At 49.8% G+C, this 21,614-nt stretch carries 17 protein-coding genes; 14 read left to right on the forward strand and 3 right to left on the reverse strand.

Annotation, left to right across the window (positions count from 1 at the left end):
* Positions 1-89: 89 nt before the first annotated feature.
* From WFI24_RS30145 to WFI24_RS30165, 5 genes are read left to right on the forward strand one after another with little or no spacing between them, the layout of a single operon-like run.
* Positions 90-2,309: a helix-turn-helix domain-containing protein gene (locus WFI24_RS30145; protein WP_336765549.1), complete on the forward strand. Its 2,220-nt coding sequence runs from the start codon at positions 90-92 to the stop codon at positions 2,307-2,309.
* Between the two features lie 45 nt (positions 2,310-2,354).
* Positions 2,355-4,667, forward strand: a complete 2,313-nt coding sequence (locus tag WFI24_RS30150) for a glycoside hydrolase family 3 N-terminal domain-containing protein (RefSeq protein ID WP_336765550.1) — start codon at positions 2,355-2,357, stop codon at positions 4,665-4,667.
* A complete protein-coding gene (locus tag WFI24_RS30155; protein WP_336765551.1) occupies positions 4,664-7,810 on the forward strand; it encodes an alpha-mannosidase in 3,147 nt (1,048 codons plus the stop codon). Before WFI24_RS30150 ends, WFI24_RS30155 begins: the two co-directional genes overlap by 4 nt.
* Before the next feature lie 38 nt (positions 7,811-7,848).
* Entirely contained in the window at positions 7,849-8,724 is an 876-nt protein-coding gene (locus WFI24_RS30160) for a sugar phosphate isomerase/epimerase family protein (RefSeq protein WP_336765552.1), read from the forward strand.
* Positions 8,725-8,736: 12 nt separating this feature from the next.
* Complete coding sequence (locus WFI24_RS30165) at positions 8,737-9,609, forward strand: sugar phosphate isomerase/epimerase family protein (RefSeq protein WP_336765553.1); 873 nt, start codon at positions 8,737-8,739, stop codon at positions 9,607-9,609.
* Between the two features lie 48 nt (positions 9,610-9,657).
* Here the strand turns inward: WFI24_RS30165 and WFI24_RS30170 are convergent, their stop codons facing one another.
* The gene (locus tag WFI24_RS30170; RefSeq protein WP_336765554.1) at positions 9,658-10,419 is read right to left on the reverse strand and encodes a MerR family transcriptional regulator; all 762 of its coding nucleotides are present in this window, start codon (positions 10,417-10,419) and stop codon (positions 9,658-9,660) included.
* Positions 10,420-10,435: 16 nt separating this feature from the next.
* Entirely contained in the window at positions 10,436-11,311 is an 876-nt protein-coding gene (locus WFI24_RS30175) for a CPBP family glutamic-type intramembrane protease (protein ID WP_336765555.1), read from the reverse strand.
* 175 nt (positions 11,312-11,486) lie between these two features.
* Between WFI24_RS30175 and WFI24_RS30180 the strand changes: the two genes are divergently transcribed.
* From WFI24_RS30180 to WFI24_RS30190, 3 genes are all read left to right on the forward strand, one after another.
* The gene (locus WFI24_RS30180; protein WP_145326349.1) at positions 11,487-11,714 is read left to right on the forward strand and encodes a DNA-binding protein; all 228 of its coding nucleotides are present in this window, start codon (positions 11,487-11,489) and stop codon (positions 11,712-11,714) included.
* Between the two features lie 82 nt (positions 11,715-11,796).
* On the forward strand, positions 11,797-11,943 hold the full coding sequence (locus tag WFI24_RS30185) for a hypothetical protein (RefSeq protein ID WP_336765556.1): 147 nt from the start codon (positions 11,797-11,799) through the stop codon (positions 11,941-11,943).
* 166 nt (positions 11,944-12,109) lie between these two features.
* Positions 12,110-12,538 carry a VOC family protein gene (locus WFI24_RS30190; protein WP_145326348.1) on the forward strand — a complete coding sequence of 143 codons (429 nt, stop codon included), beginning with the start codon at positions 12,110-12,112 and terminating at the stop codon, positions 12,536-12,538.
* A 94-nt stretch (positions 12,539-12,632) separates the two neighbouring features.
* Here WFI24_RS30190 and WFI24_RS30195 read toward each other — a convergent pair whose 3' ends face one another.
* Positions 12,633-13,490, reverse strand: a complete 858-nt coding sequence (locus tag WFI24_RS30195; RefSeq protein WP_336765557.1) for a hypothetical protein — start codon at positions 13,488-13,490, stop codon at positions 12,633-12,635.
* 222 nt (positions 13,491-13,712) lie between these two features.
* Between WFI24_RS30195 and ytxJ the strand changes: the two genes are divergently transcribed.
* The 6 genes from ytxJ (at position 13,713) to WFI24_RS30220 (ending at position 21,611) form a co-directional block, all read left to right on the forward strand.
* Complete coding sequence (gene ytxJ, locus WFI24_RS30200; RefSeq protein ID WP_336765558.1) at positions 13,713-14,252, forward strand: bacillithiol system redox-active protein YtxJ; 540 nt, start codon at positions 13,713-13,715, stop codon at positions 14,250-14,252.
* A 295-nt stretch (positions 14,253-14,547) separates the two neighbouring features.
* Positions 14,548-14,610, forward strand: a complete 63-nt coding sequence (locus tag WFI24_RS34590; RefSeq protein WP_353884092.1) for a potassium-transporting ATPase subunit F — start codon at positions 14,548-14,550, stop codon at positions 14,608-14,610.
* 59 nt (positions 14,611-14,669) lie between these two features.
* Positions 14,670-16,349, forward strand: a complete 1,680-nt coding sequence (gene kdpA / locus WFI24_RS30205) for a potassium-transporting ATPase subunit KdpA (RefSeq protein ID WP_442956279.1) — start codon at positions 14,670-14,672, stop codon at positions 16,347-16,349.
* A 208-nt stretch (positions 16,350-16,557) separates the two neighbouring features.
* Positions 16,558-18,558, forward strand: a complete 2,001-nt coding sequence (kdpB, locus tag WFI24_RS30210) for a potassium-transporting ATPase subunit KdpB (protein WP_336765587.1) — start codon at positions 16,558-16,560, stop codon at positions 18,556-18,558.
* Between the two features lie 61 nt (positions 18,559-18,619).
* Positions 18,620-19,180 carry a potassium-transporting ATPase subunit KdpC gene (gene kdpC, locus WFI24_RS30215; RefSeq protein ID WP_336765559.1) on the forward strand — a complete coding sequence of 187 codons (561 nt, stop codon included), beginning with the start codon at positions 18,620-18,622 and terminating at the stop codon, positions 19,178-19,180.
* 91 nt (positions 19,181-19,271) lie between these two features.
* Positions 19,272-21,611, forward strand: a complete 2,340-nt coding sequence (locus WFI24_RS30220) for a histidine kinase (protein WP_336765560.1) — start codon at positions 19,272-19,274, stop codon at positions 21,609-21,611.
* The last annotated feature ends 3 nt before the right edge of the window (positions 21,612-21,614 follow it).

Raw genomic sequence — 21,614 nt, forward strand, 5'->3', positions numbered from 1 at the left:
TTACTGAATATTTATGGGAAAATGAACAACCAACGCGAGTAATTGTGATTGTCATCATGCGTATAAACAGTTGTGGGGGGATCTCGGAGATGAACAACAATTGGTTTAGGCGTTTGCTGTTATCGTATCTGCCTGTTTTCTTTATTGTAACGACCATTCTATTCTTCATTTTCTTCCAGGTATTCAATGAACAGAATCGTAGAGAAGCACTCAAGGCCAATGAATTCCTGGCCTCCCAGGTCACGCAATATCTGGACAACTCCCTGCGTTCCATCGACTTCAAGGTACTGCGTGAGATTTTGACCAACCCTAACTTGAAGAATTATTTCTCGGTATCTGGCAGCGAAGATGTGTATGCTGGCATTCAGGCGGTCCAGGTGGTTGATGAATTGAAAATAGAGTATCCACTGATTGATTCGATTTATCTCGTCCGGTATGGGGATGGCACAGTCTTCAGTAACGGGAAGGCTGTCCCGATTGAAGAGTTCCCGGATGCAGAATTTATTGCAGACAGCCGGTCAAGGGATGAACAGAAGTGGGCAGGAGCACGAGCGTTCCGAGCTTTTCCTTCGCAAGCGACGGAGCAGGTGATTACGATTGTACGAAGTGTAGGAAACGGCAAAGGACTTGTGGTCACGAACGTGGACCTGAGTACCCTGAGGAAATCCATCATGCAGATGTATGATCCGGAATTTACGTTCGTGAACATCTTCAATCGCTCGGGCGGCAATCTGTGGGATAGCAGCATGCCAGAAGGGGCTACAGCTTCCACTAAAACTACGTCGGGAGAAGTCTTTTCCGAATTTACGTCGAGCTATAGCGGTTGGAAGGTGCAGACAGGTCTCAATAATGGCAAAATCGTCAAATGGGCTCTGCAATTTTATAATATCTGGTTTGCCTTTGCGGTAGTGGTTGTGTTGATCGGGGTGGTGTGGGTGATCTATGTGACTCGCAGGAACTACAAGCCAATTCAGCAAATTGTCACGTTAATTCAGACCGTCTCCTCACAGAAGCAATCCGGATTGAACTATGGCAAGGAAAATGAGTTCCGATTCATCCATACGACGCTGGAACGCATGATTGATCAGACGAGGCAGTATCAGGAGGAGCATGAGGAAAATCTGATTTTGCAGAAAAAAATGTTCTTTCAGGAACTTTTGGAAGGCACACGAGACTTTACGGGCAGCGAGCTGACAGCAGAGATGAAGAAGTTCAAACTGCCTGAGCTGGAGCATCGTTGGGCCGTCATGGTAGTCGAGATGGATCGGTATGATGCATTTGTGACGGAGTATCATCACCAGGACCAATCCCTCCTGAAATTCGTGTTATCCAGTATTCTGCAGGAGAGTGCACGTCATGAAGGAACGGAAGTGTGGGCTGAATGGATCTCCGATCAGCGTCTGTACGCCATTCTCTGGATTCCAGAAATGGAACAGGCCGAGGAGACCGAGCATCGGTTGCTCACTGGTTATTTGGACAGAATCGATCAGTATCTGAACTTTACTGTGACCATCGGTGTTGGTCGGGTTGCCGTCGATATTCGGGGACTGAGAGCTTCATTGAAAGAAGCTGTGCACGCGCTGGAATACAAGGCTGTACTGGGGATGAATCGTATCATTCCGTGTAGTGACGTGCCGAATTCAACCAATGATGTGTATGAGTTCCTGAAGACCATCTCACTGCTGGTTCAGGCGATGCGCTTATCGGACGATGTCTGGGAAAAGCATTTTGAAAGGCTATTTGAACAGATTAGTGAGTCTGTCCTGTCCCGTCAGGAGATCATGAATACGATCCAATTGTTATTTCAACATTACAATCGGGAATTCGCGGAACTTCCACGAGAGTATCAGGAGTCGTGGGCAGCGATATTCACTCCACTTCTTCCAAGGCTTGAGGGCTGGGAGACGTTAGACGATCTGCGTGAGCTGTGCTGGGAAGGATTCCGGGAACTGGCGCTGCAGATGCAGACGCTGCATTGTTCCCGAAAACACAGATCACATATTCTGGAGATTCGCAAATACATCGAAGAGCATTACAACAATCCCGATCTGTCACTGAACTACCTTAGTGATCTATTCGATATTAATCCGAAGTATCTGAGCAAGCTTTTCAAGGATGAGATTGGGGAGAAGTTTGTGGATCTGCTCATTAGTCATCGCATCGAAAAAGCCAAGCTGCTCATGCAGGAGACGGATAAGGCTATTCAGGAGATCAGTGAGGAAGTGGGATACACGAACTATAATTCCTTCAACCGGGCTTTCAAGAACGTGGTGGGTGTGGCACCAAGTGACTACCGCAAAGCCATGTGAGTGCACGCGCCTAACTAATTCCGAACGCATAAGGAGAATGTGCATATGGACTATAAAGATGCTTCGCTTCCCATTCAGGAGCGGGTTCAGGATCTGATCGGACGGATGACAACGGCAGAGAAGATTGGACAACTCATTCAGCCGATGGGGTGGAAGACGTATGATAAAGCAGCTGATGGTACAGTACAGGTGACGGAAGAGTTCAAAGTGGACATGGCACAGGGTGGTGTCGGTTCTCTGTACGGTGTGCTTCGGGCCGATCCATGGACTGAAGTGACACTTGAGACGGGGCTGTCCCCACGGCAGGGAGCTGTCGCGACGAATGTCATTCAGCAGTATGCCATGGAGCATTCTCGGCTGGGCATTCCCATTTTGTTCGGAGAAGAGTGTTCCCATGGACATATGGCGATTGGAGCAACTGTGTTTCCCGTACCGTTAACAGTAGGCAGCACGTGGAACATGGAGTTATATCGCAGGATGTGTGAAGCTATCGCTGTGGAGACCCGGAGTCAGGGAGGAGCGGCAACCTACTCTCCAGTGCTTGATGTGGTGCGTGACCCGAGATGGGGGCGGACGGAGGAGTGTTTTGCCGAAGATCCCTACTTGATTGGTGAATTCGCAGTAGAAGCGATGAAGGGACTACAGGGTGATCGCCTCGATTCCAACCAGACGATTGTCGCGACACTCAAGCATTTTGCGGCTTATGGCAGCTCAGAGGGTGGGCGTAATGCAGCACCTGTGCATATGGGACTACGTGAATTGCATGAAATAGATCTGTTGCCGTTCCAAAAAGCGGTGGAAGCCGGAGCATGCTCTGTCATGACCGCGTATAACGAGATTGATGGTGTACCTTGTACGTCCAGTACGTATCTGCTGAATGACCTTCTGCGTGAGCAGTGGGGTTTTGAAGGATTCGTGATTACTGATTTTGGCGCCATTCAGATGCTGGTCCATGGACATAACACCGCTGAGAACGGGGAGCAGGCCGTTGCACAGTCCCTTCAGGCAGGGGTAGATATGGAGATGTCCGGGTACATGTACCGCAAACATCTCGGTCAGGCGTTGGAGCAGGGGCTGATCGAAGAGAAGGATCTGGACTTGGCTGTGTGGCGGGTGTTGGAGATGAAATTCAGACTTGGGTTATTTGAAAAGCCTTTCGTTGATCCAGAGTTTGCAGAGCGGGTTATCGGATGTGAAGACCATACTCAGCTGGCGAGGGAAGTTGCACAAGAGGGAATTGTTTTACTGAAAAATGAAGGGGCTACCCTGCCACTCTCCAAAACAGGCACGAAGCTGGCCGTCATTGGTCCGAACGCGAACCATATCTATAACCAACTTGGGGACTATACCTCGCCACAACCGAGAGAGCAGATCGTCACCGTACTGGATGGCATTACGCGCAAGCTTGGCGCTGATTCGGGTCAGGTGCTGTACGCGCCTGGCTGCCGGATTAAAGGCGACTCCAGAGAGGGATTTGCGCAAGCGCTGGCCTGTGCGGAACAGGCAGATGCCATTGTGATGGTGATGGGAGGGTCCAGTGCCCGCGATTTTGGCGAAGGTACGATAGACTTGCGGACAGGTGCGTCTGTGGTAACCGATGATCCATGGAACGACATGGAGTGCGGTGAGGGCATTGATCGGGCGTCCCTGAATCTCATGGGTGTTCAATTGGAGCTCGTGCAGGAGGTACATGAGCTGGGGAAACCGGTTATTGTGGTGTATATTAACGGCCGTCCCATTGCTGAACCTTGGATTGATGAGCATGTTCATGCCATTGTGGAAGCGTGGTACCCAGGACAGGAAGGCGGTAACGCAATTGCAGATATTCTGTTTGGCGATGTGAATCCATCGGGTCGCCTGACCGTCTCCATTCCCAAGCATGTTGGTCAACTCCCAGTCTACTATCATGCCAAACGCACTCGTGGCAAGCGGTATCTGGAGATGGATCTTGCGCCGCAGTATCCGTTCGGATATGGACTGAGCTATACCGAATTCAAATACGAGAATGTAAGGGTTATACCGGACGTAATCAGCCCAGAAGATGAGGCACAGGTGATGGTTGAAGTCACGAATACCGGCGCGGTTGCGGGAAGCGAGGTTGTGCAGTTGTATATCACCGATGTATCGGCTTCGGTCACCCGGGCTGAAATGTCACTGAAAGGTTTTCGTAAAATCCATCTGGAGCCAGGACAGACCCAGACCGTTACGTTCCCTGTGCAAAAGGAACACCTCGCACTGGTCGACTCCCGTCTCCAGTCTGTCGTGGAACCGGGTGAATTCAGGCTCATGGTTGGCCGTAGTTCCACAGAATGGACTGCTTGCAGTCTGCAGATCCAGAAGGTGGGGGTGGAGGTATGATTCGAATTCAGCGATTCATCGAAGATCTGAAGCAGCGGCAATGGCTGGATACAATCGAGCTTCCAGCGTGGGAGATGCAGCGGGCCAAATATATCCTGCCAGGGGAATACGAGTACGAACAGGAATATGAACATAAAGATGAGCAGACAGACAAGGCCATGCCAAGCTTGAATCCGCTGAACAGCGTACACGGCACGACGTATTTTCTGAGCAAACGTATAGAGATTCCGGACAGTTGGGAGGATCAGGCTGTTGGGTTGATCTTTGAAGCCGGAGGAGAAGGGCTGCTGAAGGTGAATGGCATACCTTATCACGGACTGGATCGAAATCACGGATTCGTACCTCTGCCGAGAAGTCGGGTAGGGAATACACCGCAGTTGGAGATTGAACTCTACGATCCGATTCCAGAGCCGCATGATCCACTCAACCGACAAGCCGTTATTCAGCCGCCTATTCGGGGCATTCGGGCAGCATTGGTTCATGTGAACCAGCCACTCCAGAGCCTGATGTACAGCGTTACGGTACTCGCCGAGTCACTCCGGGCATATACCGAGAAGGAGCCCAAACGGATGGTGCTTACTCAGGTCATTCATCAGGTGATGGATGGGATGTACAATGACCCAGACCGGTGGAGTGATGCAGCCTGGATACAGAACTTCGAACATGGATTAGCGCAGTCGGTACAGCAGGAAGACCCGGAGGAATATCGGAGTGGCTTCATGCATCTGGTTGGGCAATCCCATATTGATATTGCTTGGCTATGGCCTGTGCGTGAGACGGTGCGCAAATCCAGTCGTACGTTCTCGACCATGTGTACGTTGATGGATACGTACCCGGATTTTGTGTATTCCCAAAGCCAGCCGCAGTTGTATGCCTTCGTGAAGGATCATTACCCGGAGCTGTACGAGCGAGTTAAAGTCCGCATTGCCGAAGGCCGCTGGGAATTGGTTGGAGGCATGTGGGTGGAGCCGGATCTGAATATTCCGAGCGGCGAGTCATTGGTTCGACAGATTCTATATGGACAGAACTTCTATCAGGCGGAGTTTGGTAAACGATCCAACATTGAATGGCTGCCCGATACATTCGGCTACTGTGCTTCCTTGCCGCAGATGCTGAAGCTCGCGGATATTCCTTATTTTATGACCACGAAGCTGAATTGGAATGATACCAATGCGTTCCCTTATGACCTGTTCGACTGGGTAGGCATTGACGGTACTTCCGTGCTGGCTTATCTGAATCATGGGGTGAATGAGCACACAAGGCCCAAAGATGTGGATGAACATTGGCAATCATACAAACAAAAGGATGTGTACCCTGAGCAAATGTTGCTTTACGGACATGGCGATGGTGGTGGTGGCGTAACCGATGAGATGGTGGAGTTTGCGGAGCGGTCCCATTTTATGGTGGGACAGCCGATCAGCAAATTCAGCACAGCAGGCGCTTTTTTTGAAGACATATCGATTAATAAACCGACATTGCCGAAATGGCACGGGGACTTGTACCTGGAACTGCATCGCGGAACGTACACGACTCATGCGAGGAACAAACGTAGCAACCGAAAGGCAGAGGTATTGTATCGGGAAGCGGAGATCTGGGGGCAGTTTGCCGGAGCTTGCTCCGCACACAGGAAGAATGATCTGGATGAAGGCTGGAAGCTGATCATGCTCAACCAATTCCATGATATTATTCCGGGGACGTCGATTCCTGAAGTATACGTAACGTCTACCGAGGAGTACACGAAGGTATTTGCATTAGGTAGATCCGCACTGCAAGAAACGCTGGATACCCTTGCGGACAGGGTTACGACAGATGGAATGGATGGTCTCCCCTACATTATATTCAACAGCCTCGGCTGGGAACGAGGAGAGAATATCACCATTACAGGGGATGCCCGGCTTGCCGGATTGGCTGCATTCGATCGTCAAGGGAGCCGTCTGGCCTGTGATCTTGAGCAAAAGGAAGACAAGTATACGCTGCTCGTGCATGTTCCATCGATTCCTGCCTTTGGGTACACAACTATATGGCTGCGAGAGGCACCGGATGTTATCCTTTCAGTAAGGGAAGAAGAATCCTTCCCTTCCACGTGGGAAACCGAATTTTACACGCTTGAGTTCAATGATTTGGGGGAGATCACCAGATGGTATGACAAAACGGTAGGACGCGACTGGCTGAAGCCCGGTGATCGGGCGAATGAGTGGCAGTTTTTCCACGACAAACCGACGTACTGGGATGCATGGGATATCGATCCACGATTTGAATCCCAGCGGGCAGGTGCAGTGCAGTTGATCTCCAGAGAGGTTGTACAGCGCGGGGCTACGCGAGATGTACTGCGTTTTGTCTGGAAGCTGAATCAATCGGAGATCAGCCAGGATATCATTTTGTATCGCCACCAGCGGCGGGTTGATTTCCACACGAAAGTGAATTGGAATGAGAGTCATAAGCTGCTGAAGGTGGCCTTTCCGGTGGATCTGGTAGCAGCCAAAGCTGCCTATGAGATTCCGTTTGGAGCGCTGGAGCGTCCAACTCATAACAACACCAGTTGGGAGCAGGCACAGTTCGAGGTCTGCGGACATCGTTGGGCAGATATCTCGGAGGGCAACAGCGGTGTGAGTTTGCTGAATGATTGCAAGTACGGCTATGACATCAAGGATCGGACGATACGTCTGTCCCTGCTTCGTGCCCCGAAATGGCCGGATGAACATGCCGATCAGGGCGATCATGAATTCACGTATTCATTTCTGCCCCATCAGGGGGATTGGCGACAAGCTGCCGTGGTTAGTCGGGCGATGGAGCTTAACCATCCGTTGGAGGTTGTGGCAGCGAGTCAGCATTCTGGTCCATTGCCAGCAGAACACGCTTGGATTCAGTTCCAGAGTGAACATGTCATTCTGGATGCAATTAAGCCTGCAGAAGATGGCTCGGGAACGGTACTACGTTTCTACGAATCATCAGGCAGTCGAGAAACGGTGCATGTCCAGTGGGCTGAAAAGGAAATCAAAGCGTCTATCATTAATCTGTTGGAGGATGAGATCCATCCGTTGGCTAGTGTGAATGGAGCATTCGAACTGACCTTTAAACCGTATGAGATCAAGTCGGTGAAACTTGTTGATATCAGTAATGAGTCGAACCTTACATTTACATGAGAACGTAGAGTTACTCATTCAATCACGGGAGGTATGACATGAAATTAACGAACAAGATCGGTGTTATCGTGGATAGCTTTGGTGTAGGCGTACGGGAAGGGTTGAACAAAGCCAAAGACGTAGGTGCAGAAGGTGTGCAGATCTACGCCGTCAAGGGAGAGATGGACCCCGAAAATTTGTCGCCTGCGGCGCGCAAAGAGTTAAAGAGTTACATCGATTCTCTAGGTCTCGACATTTCAGCATTGGTCGGCGATCTGGGTGGACATGGGTTTCAGGTCAAGGAAGATAATCCGTGGAAAGTAGAGAAGTCGAAGCGAATCGTGGATCTCGCTTTGGATCTGGGCACCAACATCGTCACAACACATATCGGTATTGTTCCACATGATTCTTCATCGGAAGTCTACGCTACGCTTCACGCTGCTTGTGAGGAGCTGGGCCAATATGCCAAAAGTGTTGGTGCATACTTTGCCATTGAGACAGGACCGGAAACGGCTGCTGATTTGAAAGGATTTCTGGATACGCTGTCGACCAACGGAGTATCGGTGAATTTTGACCCGGCGAATATGGTGATGGTGACCGGAGATGATCCGGCGCGGGGCGTTCATCTGCTCAAGGATTACATCGTACATACCCATGTGAAGGATGGGGTGCGGCTAAAGGAAGTGGACCCAAGAGATGTATACGGTGCAGTCGGTTATGCGCCTATGGATCACGATAAGATTGCCGAGATGGTCTCTTCCGGAACCTTCTTCCGTGAGGTGCCACTGGGCGAGGGTAGCGTTGATTTTGACGGATACTTTGCAGCTCTTCAGGAGATTGGGTACACCGGTTATCTGACGATTGAGCGTGAGGTAGGCGATCAGCCGGAGAGGGACATTCGCAAGGCAGTTCAATTTATCCAACAATATCGATAGGGAGTTGAGCAGATGAGAGTGGGCCTGAGCACGTATAGTTTGTTGAACGATTTGAATTCGGGTGAGATGACGGTGCTGGATGTGATCGACTGGATTGCGGCGAACGGCGGCGAGCATATGGAGATGGTGCCTTACGGTTATACCGTGGAGGATAATCATGATCTGGCTGATGCGATTCGGGAACGGGCGGCATCTGCTGGTATTGAACTGTCCAACTACTCGATGCCAGCCAATTTTGTGCAGGAGACGGAAGAGGCGTTTGCTGAAGAGATGGCTCGGGTCAAAAGACATGTGGATGTCGTGCATCGGATGGGTGTAAAACATATGCGTCATGACGTCACGGCGTTTACCCTGCCAAAGGAGAAGATGACCATTGCCTGGTTTGAGGAACATCTGCCTCTGATGGTACGGGGAAGCCAGATTATTGCGGACTATGCCGCGCAGTTTGGTATCACCACAACCATTGAGAATCACGGCTTCAGCGTGCAGGCGAGTGACCGGGTGCAGCGTGTGCTGCATGCTGTAGATCGTCCGAATTTCAAAACAACACTCGATATTGGCAATTTCATGTGTGTGGATGAGAACCCGATCATCGGTGTCATGAAAAATCTGCCGTACGCTTCTCTGGTCCACTTCAAAGACTTCTACTTCCGTCCTTATGATGAGCATCCGGGTGAGGGTGAATGGTTTCTGACGGCTTACGGCAATTTCCTTCGTGGTGCTATCGTTGGACAAGGGGATATTCCAATCCGTAAAATTGTAAAGCTCATCAAAGATTCCGGTTACGATGGCAACATTACAGTGGAGTTCGAGGGCATGGAGGAATGCAAGTCGGCATCCAAGATTGCCATGGACAACCTGCGTCGCTTCTGGAAAGAAGCGTAACAAAGCATTGCGAGGAAATGGATGAAGGGTCACTTTTCGAAGTGGCTCTTATAGTTGACCCCTAGGATTCTCGACTGTCCATCGGTCAAGGATTGTTTCAATGTAATGCATGGTTTCCGTTGTCATACCATACACACGGGCTGGTTGATCATCCGCCGGGGCGATATAATCCCAATATTTTTCTGCCAATTCTGCATTCCCTTGAAAAGCCCTTTCAGCATAATCATAGATTCGGATGGCCAGTAATCGTGAGGCTTCGGAATCCGCTGGTTCCATCTTGCATGTATGAATTTCTTTAAGAATATCGGCCCATTCCAGGGATAGTGAATTGTTCTGATTATTCAGGGGTAGCGATTCGATTTCTTCCGGTGTAAAAACATCTCGACGGGACCTGCCTGGAGGCTGATCCAGTTCACGGATGAAACCCATCATCTCATCTAGGTTGATTCTACCGGAGGCTCTGATGGCATATATGGTTGAAAAAAGAAGATGCTCGACCTTGCTTAATCTCTCCTGCTGTTCCTTGACAACGGCCATTTGTTGTTCCAACGTATGATTCCATAAAGTGAGGGTACTCTCCGGCGCAGAGTGGGCAGCATCCTGATCGAGGAATTCTCCAATCTCATTTAATTTAAAATGCATTTTCTTCAGAATGGTAATCTGCTGAAGCCGCATAATGTCCTTTTCACCATATAAGCGATATTGATTGTTCTCATTACGGGCCGGTCGCAGCAAACCCAGCTTCTCATAATAATGCAGTGTTCGTATAGATACTCCGGTATGTTTGGATAGTTGTCCGACGGTATACAACAGGCAGAACCCTCCCTCATGATTTCTTTATTCTCCACCAGCGCCATGAATTGAGTACTGCCAGAATGATCGCACCGACGAAGACCATCATCATATACAAAATAAATATTTCGGCAAACCCGTTATCTTGCGTGGTATAGCTTAACAATGCAGGTCTATCACCTGGAATAACAACGAATCTGGCTACTTCCAGGTAAGCGATATGAAATCCGATGGAGGCCCATAAAGATCTGGTCAAACTGCGCAGAAGCTGTAACGTAGTACCATAGGTCAAGAGCAAGATCATGTAATCCAGGGTTATTTGGTTTCCGGCGTCCATACCGATGAGCTCTTGCAAAAGGCTGACGCTCATTGGAACCAGCAGAAAGAGTATGATTTGAGATACATAAGCGAAAAACACAGGAAGTCGCAGTCTAGAGCGCAATCCATCATATACCATGCCTCGCATGGACAGTTCCTCTGGCAAAGCTTCATACAAGAAAGCGATACAGCTATTGATTATGACAGCAATCAAGAACTCAGCTGAGAAGTGCCATTCCGTAATTGTAATCCAGCCGTTCATACTGGCTATCATCAAACCGGTCAAGGCCAGAGAAGTGGCAAATAATGCCCCGGAGAGCAAGTGAATTATGCCTTTTCCTGTCAGAGGAAGAAGAACGGACTTCATGTGGAAGCGTCTCCGAATGACGAATAGTACGGGGAAGACGATACTAATAATGACAACAGCCTGGGTGAGATGAACCATCCATTTAGCAGCACCAATAGTGCTGACAAGCTCCCCTGCGAGTGTAGCAAAAAACAGACCTAATGTCATCGTTAACCAACTCATTCCAATAATGGCTATACCACTGCTGCGTCGTTTCCTGGTTACATGTTCAGGTGACATGCTCATGCTAATCCCCTCCTGCAGCCAGTATAAACCCTCCAGTTAACGTCAGGGTCAAGAAGGAAATGACTATCAGATTATGGATCTCTCCAAGGATTAAGCTACAAGTAGCACAAGTATGGTATAATAGATACATTCAGCCTGATAATAACTGGCTATGGATAGGAGAGGTCGCTGATCTATGCAGGTATTCGAGGACTGGAATCAGAAAGTAAAGAGGACGTTTAATGCTACGAACCCAGAGGTAGTATTGACGGTATCGGAAGCTGGAAGTTTGCTCGGTTTGACCAAAGACCAGATGAAACTGTACGTGGACAAGAACAAACTAACGAAGGTCCCGATCATGAGAAGTGTTCACCGATACCTCTTATTGAAAAGTGAAATAGATAGCATCGTTCAAACGCGATAACTTTATAGGATTGAACACAACCATTTTACCGACAGGATTCGGGAGAGTGGTCTTTTTTTTTTTCTCGGAAAGAGGACAGAACGTGCTGAATAAACGAACGCCTGTATTCGCTGAACTTACTCCGATATGTACCTTGTTGAAATGGTGTTTGATTTATGCCAGTTTTGCAGCACTGGTTCCGGGTGTTGTGATCGCTGTTCTCTATTATATACGCAGGCGCAAGAAGTGATGGAGAGAGGGATGGATTAAAAATTATTTGGTAACCCTAATCGTGTAACGGTCCAACAGAAGTAGTGAGAAAATATACCTTGTCAAAGGACAACCTGTTCATATATACTCATGTCGCAAGTGGCGTGAATCGTATAATTACAAGAGCCCAAGGAGATGAAGAACGCATGTCGATCAGCTTGAATGTGTATCTGGTTACAGACGGTAATGGACGTGAAGCGGTAGAATTTTATCAAAAGGCATTTGGAGCCGAAGTGCTCGCGCTTCAAACATTTGGCGATGGTCCGTCTGACCCGAATCACCCCATCCCGCCAGAAGCGAAAGACCGCATTATGCATGCTTCCTTGCAGATTGGCAGCTCGGTATTAATGTTGTCTGATACGTTTCCAGGCATGCCGCACACTGTAGGTAATCATATTACGGTTACAGTGAACACGGATACGGCGGAAGAAGCCAAAGCAATTTTCAACCAACTGCAAGATGGCGGCGAAGTGAAAATGCCGATACAAGAGACGTTCTGGAGTCCAGCTTACGGTTCGGTTGTTGACAAGTTTGGCGTGCAATTTCAGATCAGTGCTACACCGGAACAAGCTTAAGAGCGTACTCTTCACTAAATATAGCTTTCCAATTGCAAAAACCTCCGCGATCTGCTTTGAGCAGTTGTGGAGGTTTTTTGCGGTGATTGTGAGATTAACCTTCCTTTTGAATCTTGGAAGGGTTGTTGATTTTATAAGGAACCGGGTTACGTGTCAGCTTCTTCTTGATAATTTTCGCTTCAAACGTGATAACATCTCCCACTTCCAGTTCTTGTTTCTTAACCGTAGCACTGTGGCTCGACCAGGCTTCCCCAACATCGATGACGTCTGGCTCCGTGATGGTAACTGCTTCATAGATGATGACTTCATCGTCATTGTCAGAGAAGTGATTCGGCACAGTGGTGAATTCTTTGACAACGGCACTCATCTTCACTTTGCCTTCTGGCAGATCAATCTTGACGGATTTGGCTTTGCTCGCTGTTTTGGCTTTGGGTTTGGCTTCACTGGCTGCCCCGCTCTGAGGTCCAACATACTCTTCCACCAGCCCGTCCGGATCACCCTTCAGCCCCGAGGAGAACTCATCTGTATCCGTATCTTCCGCATCATCCAGATCTGCCGGAATTTCATCCGGGTTAGCCAGGGCATCAGGAGTTGGCGTAACATTAGCAGGGGTAACTGGTGTAACTGTATCCGAAATTGAGGGTTCTGTGCTTCGATCTGTAACGGCAGTACTTATGCTTCTGGCACTGTAACTGGATGCTTGCATTTCCTTCAAATACGACGGGTGAATACAATGCTTTTGTCCATTATCCAGTTGAATAACGGCTGCCATGTGATCGACATATCCAATGATGGTGCACGGCATGTTCAATCCGTTTCCTTTATAATAGAACGTTTTGAGTTTGGTCGCTTTACCCGAAAGCAGGCCCCACTCCTGACATTTCTCAATCAGCTCATCTTCGTTCTCCAGCGCAATAAAATCCTGCGGTTCAATCATAAACGCGTATGTCATATGGAATTTCCGCCCTTCCAATCCATTCTTCATGTTCATCGTTTCCAAATTACAATCAGTGTATCACAAATGAGCATTTTGCATAAATCCAATCACTGAAATCTGTACCCGGAGATGAAGATTATCAAGGCCTGCTCGCAGAAGCCTATGCTATAATTTGATCAGAATATAAGGTAGGAAGTTATAGCCCTGATATACATATTTCAGGAAGGGAAGATCTGCATGAAGAAAAAAGTAAATCATCAAGCCGTATGGCTTGCTATAGGAACGGCTATGGGAGTCAGCATTGGTACGGCTACGCAGCAGCTTGGACTCGGGATTGCTTTTGGCGTGGCGCTTGGCATTGTGATTGGTTCGGTGGTTAGCAAACGTGCCGGGTCGGACTCGGAACATATGCTCAGCGAACATGTCCGTGAATTGCACAAACCAAGTGACTGGGAAGACGCGCTTCATCGCTCGCAGGATCATCCGGTGCTTATCCTGAAGCACAGCACGACGTGTCCGACCAGTGCGAGAGCGTACAGAGAGTTTATGGCGTTTGTGGGCACCAATGCATCAGATCCCAAACAACCCATGGATTACCGCATCGTCAAAGTGATTGAAAATCGTTCGTTATCCCGTCACATTGCGGAAGAGACAGAGGTTCATCATGAGTCACCACAGGTACTCCTGCTCGATCAGGGACAAGTCGTCAAACATACCTCGCATGGCAAAATTACAAAAAAGAGATTATTGCAGTGGGCACAGAATCCATTTGGATAAATGGTAAACCTTATAGACCCGTTCTTTTCAGCCTATAGCTGAGGAGAGCGGGTCTTTTTTTACGCTTTTTTTACACCTGTGGAGGCATTTCTTTACCCCTTTTTTACAGCGTTTCGTATTACGATTTTACATGTAGCAGTTGCAGAGAACGGTAGAGAGGGAGGAAGGGCGCATGGTGAATGATGCCACGATGATTGGATTGGTTGTGCTGCTGTTTGCGGTGTTTTGGGGATTCGTGAAATTCTGCGAGAAGGCTTGAGGGTAGAGAGGGGGAAGCCAGATGATCGTCATCGGCATGATTGTGCTCGCACTGGTGATTTATCTCGGTTATGTGCTGGTGAAGCCGGAGAAATTCTAATGCTGGCGATGTGCGTAATACGGGAACAAGGGAACGTCGAATAGGGAGGAAATGCGGATATGGGTATCGGTGTAGTGCAAGTAGCAGTGACGCTACTGATCATCCTGCTGTTGGTGAAACCGGTGGGGAAATATGTAGTGAACGTGTTCGATGGACAGCGAACGGGGCTGGATCGGGTTTTTGGCGGACCGGAGCGACTGCTCTATCGAGTGATGGGAGTACGCGAGAACGAATCCATGGGGTGGAAAAAGTACCTTACGGCGGTTCTCCTCTCCAACTTCGTGATGTTGGTGTTAATGTTTCTGGTGCTGCGGCTGCAAAAGTATTTGCCACTTAACCCGGATGGGATTGGTAATATGCCTGCCGCACAGGCATTTAATACGGCCGTATCTTTCATGACCAATACGAACTGGCAGTCGTATACGGGCGAGAATGCCCTGTCGTACCTGTCACAGATGCTGGCAGTGACGTTCCCGATGTTTACGTCCGCAGCGACGGGATTCGCAGTAGCCATTGCATTCATTCGCGGGCTGGTAGGCCGCCGGGATGAACTGGGGAACTTTTACGTTGACCTTGTACGGTCGATTACGAGAATTTTTTTACCCCTGAGCTTCATCGTGGCCTTGTTCCTTGTGTTCCAGGGTGTGCCTCAGACGCTCGCGGGAGCGGTGAACGCAACCACGCTGGAAGGCGCGCAGCAGACCATCTCACGTGGACTGGTCGCCTCACTGGAGTCGATCAAACACATTGGCACCAACGGTGGTGGCTGGTTTGGAACCAATGCTGCACATCCATTCGAGAATCCGACGGCCCTGAGCAATCTGGTGCATATCGTCTGCATGATGCTGCTGCCAACGGCACTGGTATACGCCTTCGGCTTGATGGTCAATAACCGGAAGCAGGGTTGGGCATTGTTCGCGGCGATGAGTTTTCTTTTCCTTGTGATGTTGACCACCGTATTTGTCTCCGAATATCGAGGTGTACCCGCACTGGATGCAGTAGGTCTTCAAGGCAATATGGAGGGGAAAGAGGTCAGGTTCGGCATACCGGAGTCGGCTTTATTTACAGCGGTCACGACGGCGGCTACAACAGGATCGGTCAATAATATGCATGAGTCGCTCACTCCGCTTGGAGGTATGGTGTCACTGGCCCAGATGATGCTCAATAATGTGTTTGGCGGCAAAGGAGTAGGGCTAATCAACGGACTGTTGTATGTGATTCTGGCTGTGTTTATCTGTGGATTAATGGTGGGACGAACACCTGAGTTTCTGGGCAAAAAAATTGAGGGCAAAGAGGTGAAGCTCGCATCCATTGCGTTGCTCATTCATCCTTTGATTATTCTTGCGCCAACGGCACTCGCGCTTATGCGGCCTGAAGCCATTGCGTCCATCTCGAATGGGGGCATGCATGGTCTGACCGAGGTTCTCTATGTTTTTGCCTCAGGTGCGGCCAATAATGGATCGGCTTTTGCCGGACTAAATGCCAATACAGACTTTTACAACATTGCGATTGGTATCGTTATGCTGCTGGGGAGGTACGTTTCGATGATCGCCATGCTGGCCATTGCGGGTTCACTCGCTACGAAACGGGTTGTACCGGTAACTACAGGTACACTGCGTACACACACGCCTTTATTTGCTGGCATCTTGGTCATGATGATCGTTGTTGTCGGCGCGCTTACGTTCTTCCCGTCGCTTGCTCTTGGACCGATTGCAGAGCATCTGGCGATGATTCAATGAGGGATATAACAGGGGGGCAACAGAGGAATTGGTGCAAGGACGTAACGTATGGAGGTGGCAGTGCACGATGAATGCAGTCGAACGAAAGAAGGAACAGACGATGCAACACATGGATACAGAAATGTTCAGATCGAAGGGCAATGAGCCGGATAACAACCGCGGTAATATTCAACGTGATCCCGGATCGAAACGGTCGTTAAGCAAGGATATGATACTTCAGGCTTCACTCGATGCGTTCAAAAAGCTAAATCCGGTGGTCATGATCAAAAATCCGGTCATGTTTATTGTCGAGGTAGGTACATTCATTACGCTCTTATTATGCATTAATCCCGATCTATTCGCCGCATCCGAGGCTGGACGCGGGTACAACATCGCCGTGTTTTTCATTTTGCTGTTCACGCTGCTGTTCGCTAACTTCGCGGAGGCACTTGCAGAAGGCAGAGGTAAGGCTCAGGCGGATACGTTACGCAAGACGAAGTCGGACACCCTGGCCAATCTGGTGCAGAAGGATGGAACAATCCGGCAAGTGTCTTCGACCCAGTTGAAAAAAGGTGATATGGTCCGCGTGGAAGTCGGTGAACTGATCCCAACGGACGGTGAAATTACAGAAGGCTTGGCCTCCATTGATGAATCGGCCATTACGGGAGAATCCGCACCAGTTATCAAGGAGGCAGGAGGCGATTTCTCCTCCGTTACCGGAGGTACACGCGTCGTGTCCGATTACATCGTCATGCGTGTTCAGACCGATCCGGGTGAGTCATTCCTTGACCGGATGATCTCTCTGGTTGAGGGTGCTCAGCGCCAGAAAACACCCAATGAAATTGCGTTGACAACCCTGCTCGCCGTATTAACCCTGATCTTTTTGATCGTCATTCTGACGATGGTCCCGATGGCGAATTACCTGGGTATTCGACTGGATCTGGCGACCCTAATCGCGCTGCTCGTCTGCTTGATCCCAACCACAATTGGTGGGTTACTGTCTGCGATTGGTATTGCCGGGATGGACCGTGTTACGCAGTTCAATGTGCTGGCTATGTCGGGTAAAGCGGTAGAAGCGGCCGGAGATATCGATACGTTGATTTTGGACAAAACAGGAACGATCACATACGGAAACCGCATGGCATCTGAGTTTATTCCCGTTCAGGGCATTACTGCTTCAGAGATGACGCAAGCTGCTTTACAGGCTTCTGTGCGGGATGAGACCCCGGAAGGACGTTCTGTTGTGGAATTGGCAGGTAAACAAGGTCAGAGCTGGTCTGAGACGGAGTATGCGAATGCGGAAAATGTAGAATTCACAGCAGAGACTCGGATGTCCGGTCTCAATCTGAGTAACGGTATGAAGATTCGTAAAGGTGCCGTGGATGCGATCAAACGTTATATTGCTTCCGAAGGAGGTCGCATACCCGATGATCTGGATGAGATTGCAAATCGTATTGCGAAGGCTGGAGGCACGCCGCTTGCTGTAGCCATCGATGAGCGAATCTACGGTGTGATCTATCTGAAAGATACCGTGAAGCCAGGGCTGAAAGAGAAGTTCGCCGAGATGCGCGCCATGGGCATCAAGACCATTATGTGTACAGGCGATAATCCGCTGACCGCAGCGACCATAGCGCTGGAAGCGGGCGTTGATGATTTTATTGCCGAAGCGAAGCCCGAGGACAAGATTGCGGCGATCAAAAAAGAGCAGCAGGAGGGCAAACTCGTCGCCATGACGGGCGATGGTACGAACGATGCTCCTGCTCTGGCGCAGGCCGATGTGGGCCTGGCGATGAATTCGGGCACCATGGCGGCCAAAGAAGCGGCCAACATGATTGACCTGGATTCCGACCCGACCAAGCTATTGTCGATCGTCTCCATTGGCAAACAGTTGCTGATTACACGCGGCGCGCTCACAACCTTTTCGATATCCAATGATATCGCGAAGTATTTTGCCATCATTCCAGCTATGTTCATCCTCGCTATGCCGCAGCTTCAGGCACTAAATATTATGAATCTGGCTTCACCGCAGTCTGCGATCCTGTCGGCACTAATATTCAACGCTATTATTATTCCACTGCTCATTCCCATAGCGATGAAGGGGGTTAAGTACCGGGCGATGTCAGCCGAAAGGCTGCTCGGGCGCAATGTGTTTATCTATGGCGTAGGCGGTGTGATTGTACCTTTTATCGGGATTAAGCTGATTGACTTGGTTCTGTCGGGAATTCTTTAACGAGATAACAACACTTATCAACATTATTCTTTTATCCTAATGAATTCAGGAAGTGATCTGTATGAACATGTTCTTGCCCGCTATACGGTTATCCGTCGTACTTATGCTGATCTGCGGCCTAATCTACCCGCTCGTAACGACTGGCGTAGCCCAGCTTCTCTTTCCTGCGCAGGCGAATGGAAGTTTGATTACGCAAGGTGAGAAAATCATCGGCTCGTCCCTGCTGGCGCAGGAAATACAATCGCCGGGGCTGTTCCAGCCCCGGGCATCGAATGCCAGTTATGACCCAACGGCTTCAGCCGGTTCGAATCGCGCCGTAGCTTCAGAGGAGTATATCAGCGAGATGAAGGAAAAGATTGCTCAGCTTAGACAGGAAAACCCGGGAATGCAGCAGATCCCCGCTGATCTCGTGACGGGTTCAGGTTCGGGACTTGACCCTGATCTGTCTCCTGAAGCTGCTGAGGTGCAGATCCCGCGCATTAGCGAAGCTACGGGAATTAGTGAACAGCAGCTTATGCAAATTGTAAATGAGCATACGGAAGGCCGTCAGATGGGTATATTCGGGGAGCCGCGTGTGAATGTAACAGCTCTGAATCTGGCGCTGACAGCAGAACTGAAATAAAGGACGAATGTATTAGCCTGCTCACGATATATCGGGAGGGGCTTTCTCCATTTTTTTGTTCATATTTTAATAAGAAAGGGGGAGAGCACGGATGGAAGACAGCTTCAAGCGCAAGTCACCGGAAGAGATGCTGAAGATGATTACGAAGCTGCAGCAGGGTACGCTCAAAATCTACATCGGCCCAGTCAGCGGATCGGGCAAAACGTATCACATGCTGCGGGAAGGGAACACGTTGCGTGAGCAGGGCATTGATGTGGTCATCTGTGCCGTGTCCACGATGCGCAGACCGGAAACGGTGGAGCAACTTGGCGCACTCGAAAGGATTCCAAGCATTCACTGGGTGCGCCAGAGTGATGATGTAGAGATGAAGGATTTGAACTTGGATGCACTAATGGCGCGTAATCCGGAGGTTGTGCTGGTGGATGGTTTGGCACATCGCAACAGAGAAGGCGCTCGCTATGCTACCCGGCTGGAGGACATTCAGTTCTTGCTCCGAAACAACATCAGTGTCATGACAACGGTGAATGTGTATGAGCTGGAAGGGTATACCGAGCTGGCACGACAACTTACGGGGATCGCAGCAGAATATACAGTGCCTGCCGATACATTGGAGCTTGCGGATGAAGTGAAGCTGATAGACGTCACGCCGGAAACGATACTGAACCGTCTTGCAGAGGGTCATTTGCAGGGACATGAGGGTGAAGCTGTATTTCGTCAAGGCAATCTGGGTATTCTGCGCGAACTGGCCCTGAGATTGGTTGCGGAAGGGGTGAATGAATCCCTGCGTGAGCATCGGGAGGAGATGGGAATTGCCGTCACGACAGGCATCATGGAGCGGATTCTGGTATCCACCCAATATCATTGGAACGGCTCCATCTATATCCGGCGTGGGCAACAGATTGCCAAACGGCTGAATGGTAATTTGTGCGCCGTTGTTTTCCGGAATATGAAGCAGCCATTAACCAAGGAGGCAACCGTATTTCGGCGCAATATGATTAAGCTGGTAGAGAAGTTTGGCGGCCATATGGAGGAGTTGTCTATTTTACACCGTCGCAACATCCCGTCTACGCTGGCGCGTTACGCAATGGAGCACCAGATTACCCGAATTGTGATGGGACACTCCCGGCGTACGCGCTGGCAGGAACTGTGGCAAGGGTCCGTTGTTAACTCGTTGCTGCGCAGATTACGTGGTGTCGACCTGTTTCTGGTTGCTGATCGAGCGGCCCGGGAGGGTGAACGTGTGGTTCCGGCTAAAGTTAACGATGTAGAGTCGCTGACATACCGCAGACTAAGCGAGCAGGAAATGAAGGAACAGATTGGTCAGATTCAGCGAGGCACATTCAAAATATATATCGGAGCTGCACCAGGAGTAGGCAAAACCTACATGATGCTTCGGGAAGGCAATGATTTGCTCCGCAAGGGCATCGATGTGCAGATCGGCTTGCTGGAGACACATGGGCGGGCGGAAACCGTGGAGCAGATGGGTCACCTGTCTGTGATCCCTCGCGCACAACGCGTTTATCAGGGGACTCGTCTGGAAGAGATGGACACGGAGGCCATTCTGCATCTTTGCCCAGAAGTGGTGCTTGTGGATGAACTGGCGCATACGAATGTACCCGGGAGTGTTCGGCAAAAGCGTTATGAAGATGTTCTGCTCCTGCTGAATGCAGGCATCTCGGTGATTACCACAATGAACGTACAGCATCTCGAAAGTCTGAATGATGCCGTTGAACATATTACAGGTGTTCGTGTCCGCGAGACCGTACCCGATCGGATCATTCAGATGGCGGATGAGGTGCAGTTGATTGATGTGGCGCCTCAGGCCTTGCGGCAGCGCATGAGGGAGGGTAAAATCTATGCAACTGCCAAGGTCGAGCAAGCCCTTGCGAATTTCTTCAAAATCGGTAATCTGATTGCCTTGCGAGAACTTGCCCTTCGTGAACTGGCGGACGATGTGGATGAACGGCTTGAAGCACAGCAGGCCAAAATCGCACTTCGAGGACCTTGGCGCAGACAGGAAGCAGTCTTCGTATGTGTAAGGAGTGATCGTCATGCCGAGCGGCTGATCCGGCGTGGATTCCGCATGGCTTATCGTCTAAAAGCCATCTGGCATGTACATCATATCCACATTGGTGAGTCCATGAGTGACGAAGTGAAATGCCATCTGGAAGCCTTGGAACAGCTGACGATTCGGCTTGGCGGTCAATTTCACATCCACCACAGTCCAAAGCTGCGGGATGTACCTGGGATTTTGGCAAGAAAGGCATCGGAGGCGCGAGCAACCCAGTTGGTGGTCGGGCAGGCAAGACGGGTATGGTGGCTGAATGGCTACCGCGGCTCAGGCTCGGTGGTCAACCGACTTGTACGCTTGTCGCGGAATCTGGATATATTGATCGTTGCAGATTATGATTATGAACTGAGCGGGATGTGAATG

It is taken from the genome of Paenibacillus sp. USHLN196 (assembly GCF_037144955.1).
Taxonomy (GTDB): Bacteria; Bacillota; Bacilli; order Paenibacillales; family Paenibacillaceae; genus Paenibacillus; species Paenibacillus xylanexedens_C.

Excerpts from the sequence above, each read along its gene's own strand:
- WFI24_RS30160 (WP_336765552.1), top strand. The coding sequence starts at position 7,849 with ATGAAATTAACGAACAAGATCGGTGTTATCGTGGATAGCTTTGGTGTA.
- WFI24_RS30180 (WP_145326349.1), top strand. The coding sequence starts at position 11,487 with ATGCAGGTATTCGAGGACTGGAATCAGAAAGTAAAGAGGACGTTTAAT.
- WFI24_RS30145 (WP_336765549.1), top strand. The coding sequence starts at position 90 with ATGAACAACAATTGGTTTAGGCGTTTGCTGTTATCGTATCTGCCTGTT.
- kdpB (WP_336765587.1), top strand. The coding sequence starts at position 16,558 with ATGATACTTCAGGCTTCACTCGATGCGTTCAAAAAGCTAAATCCGGTG.
- WFI24_RS30150 (WP_336765550.1), top strand. The coding sequence starts at position 2,355 with ATGGACTATAAAGATGCTTCGCTTCCCATTCAGGAGCGGGTTCAGGAT.
- WFI24_RS30195 (WP_336765557.1), bottom strand. The coding sequence starts at position 13,490 with ATGACATACGCGTTTATGATTGAACCGCAGGATTTTATTGCGCTGGAG.
- kdpC (WP_336765559.1), top strand. The coding sequence starts at position 18,620 with ATGAACATGTTCTTGCCCGCTATACGGTTATCCGTCGTACTTATGCTG.
- WFI24_RS30190 (WP_145326348.1), top strand. The coding sequence starts at position 12,110 with ATGTCGATCAGCTTGAATGTGTATCTGGTTACAGACGGTAATGGACGT.
- WFI24_RS30175 (WP_336765555.1), bottom strand. The coding sequence starts at position 11,311 with ATGAGCATGTCACCTGAACATGTAACCAGGAAACGACGCAGCAGTGGT.
- ytxJ (WP_336765558.1), top strand. The coding sequence starts at position 13,713 with ATGAAGAAAAAAGTAAATCATCAAGCCGTATGGCTTGCTATAGGAACG.
- WFI24_RS30165 (WP_336765553.1), top strand. The coding sequence starts at position 8,737 with ATGAGAGTGGGCCTGAGCACGTATAGTTTGTTGAACGATTTGAATTCG.
- WFI24_RS30155 (WP_336765551.1), top strand. The coding sequence starts at position 4,664 with ATGATTCGAATTCAGCGATTCATCGAAGATCTGAAGCAGCGGCAATGG.
- kdpA (WP_442956279.1), top strand. The coding sequence starts at position 14,670 with ATGGGTATCGGTGTAGTGCAAGTAGCAGTGACGCTACTGATCATCCTG.
- WFI24_RS30220 (WP_336765560.1), top strand. The coding sequence starts at position 19,272 with ATGGAAGACAGCTTCAAGCGCAAGTCACCGGAAGAGATGCTGAAGATG.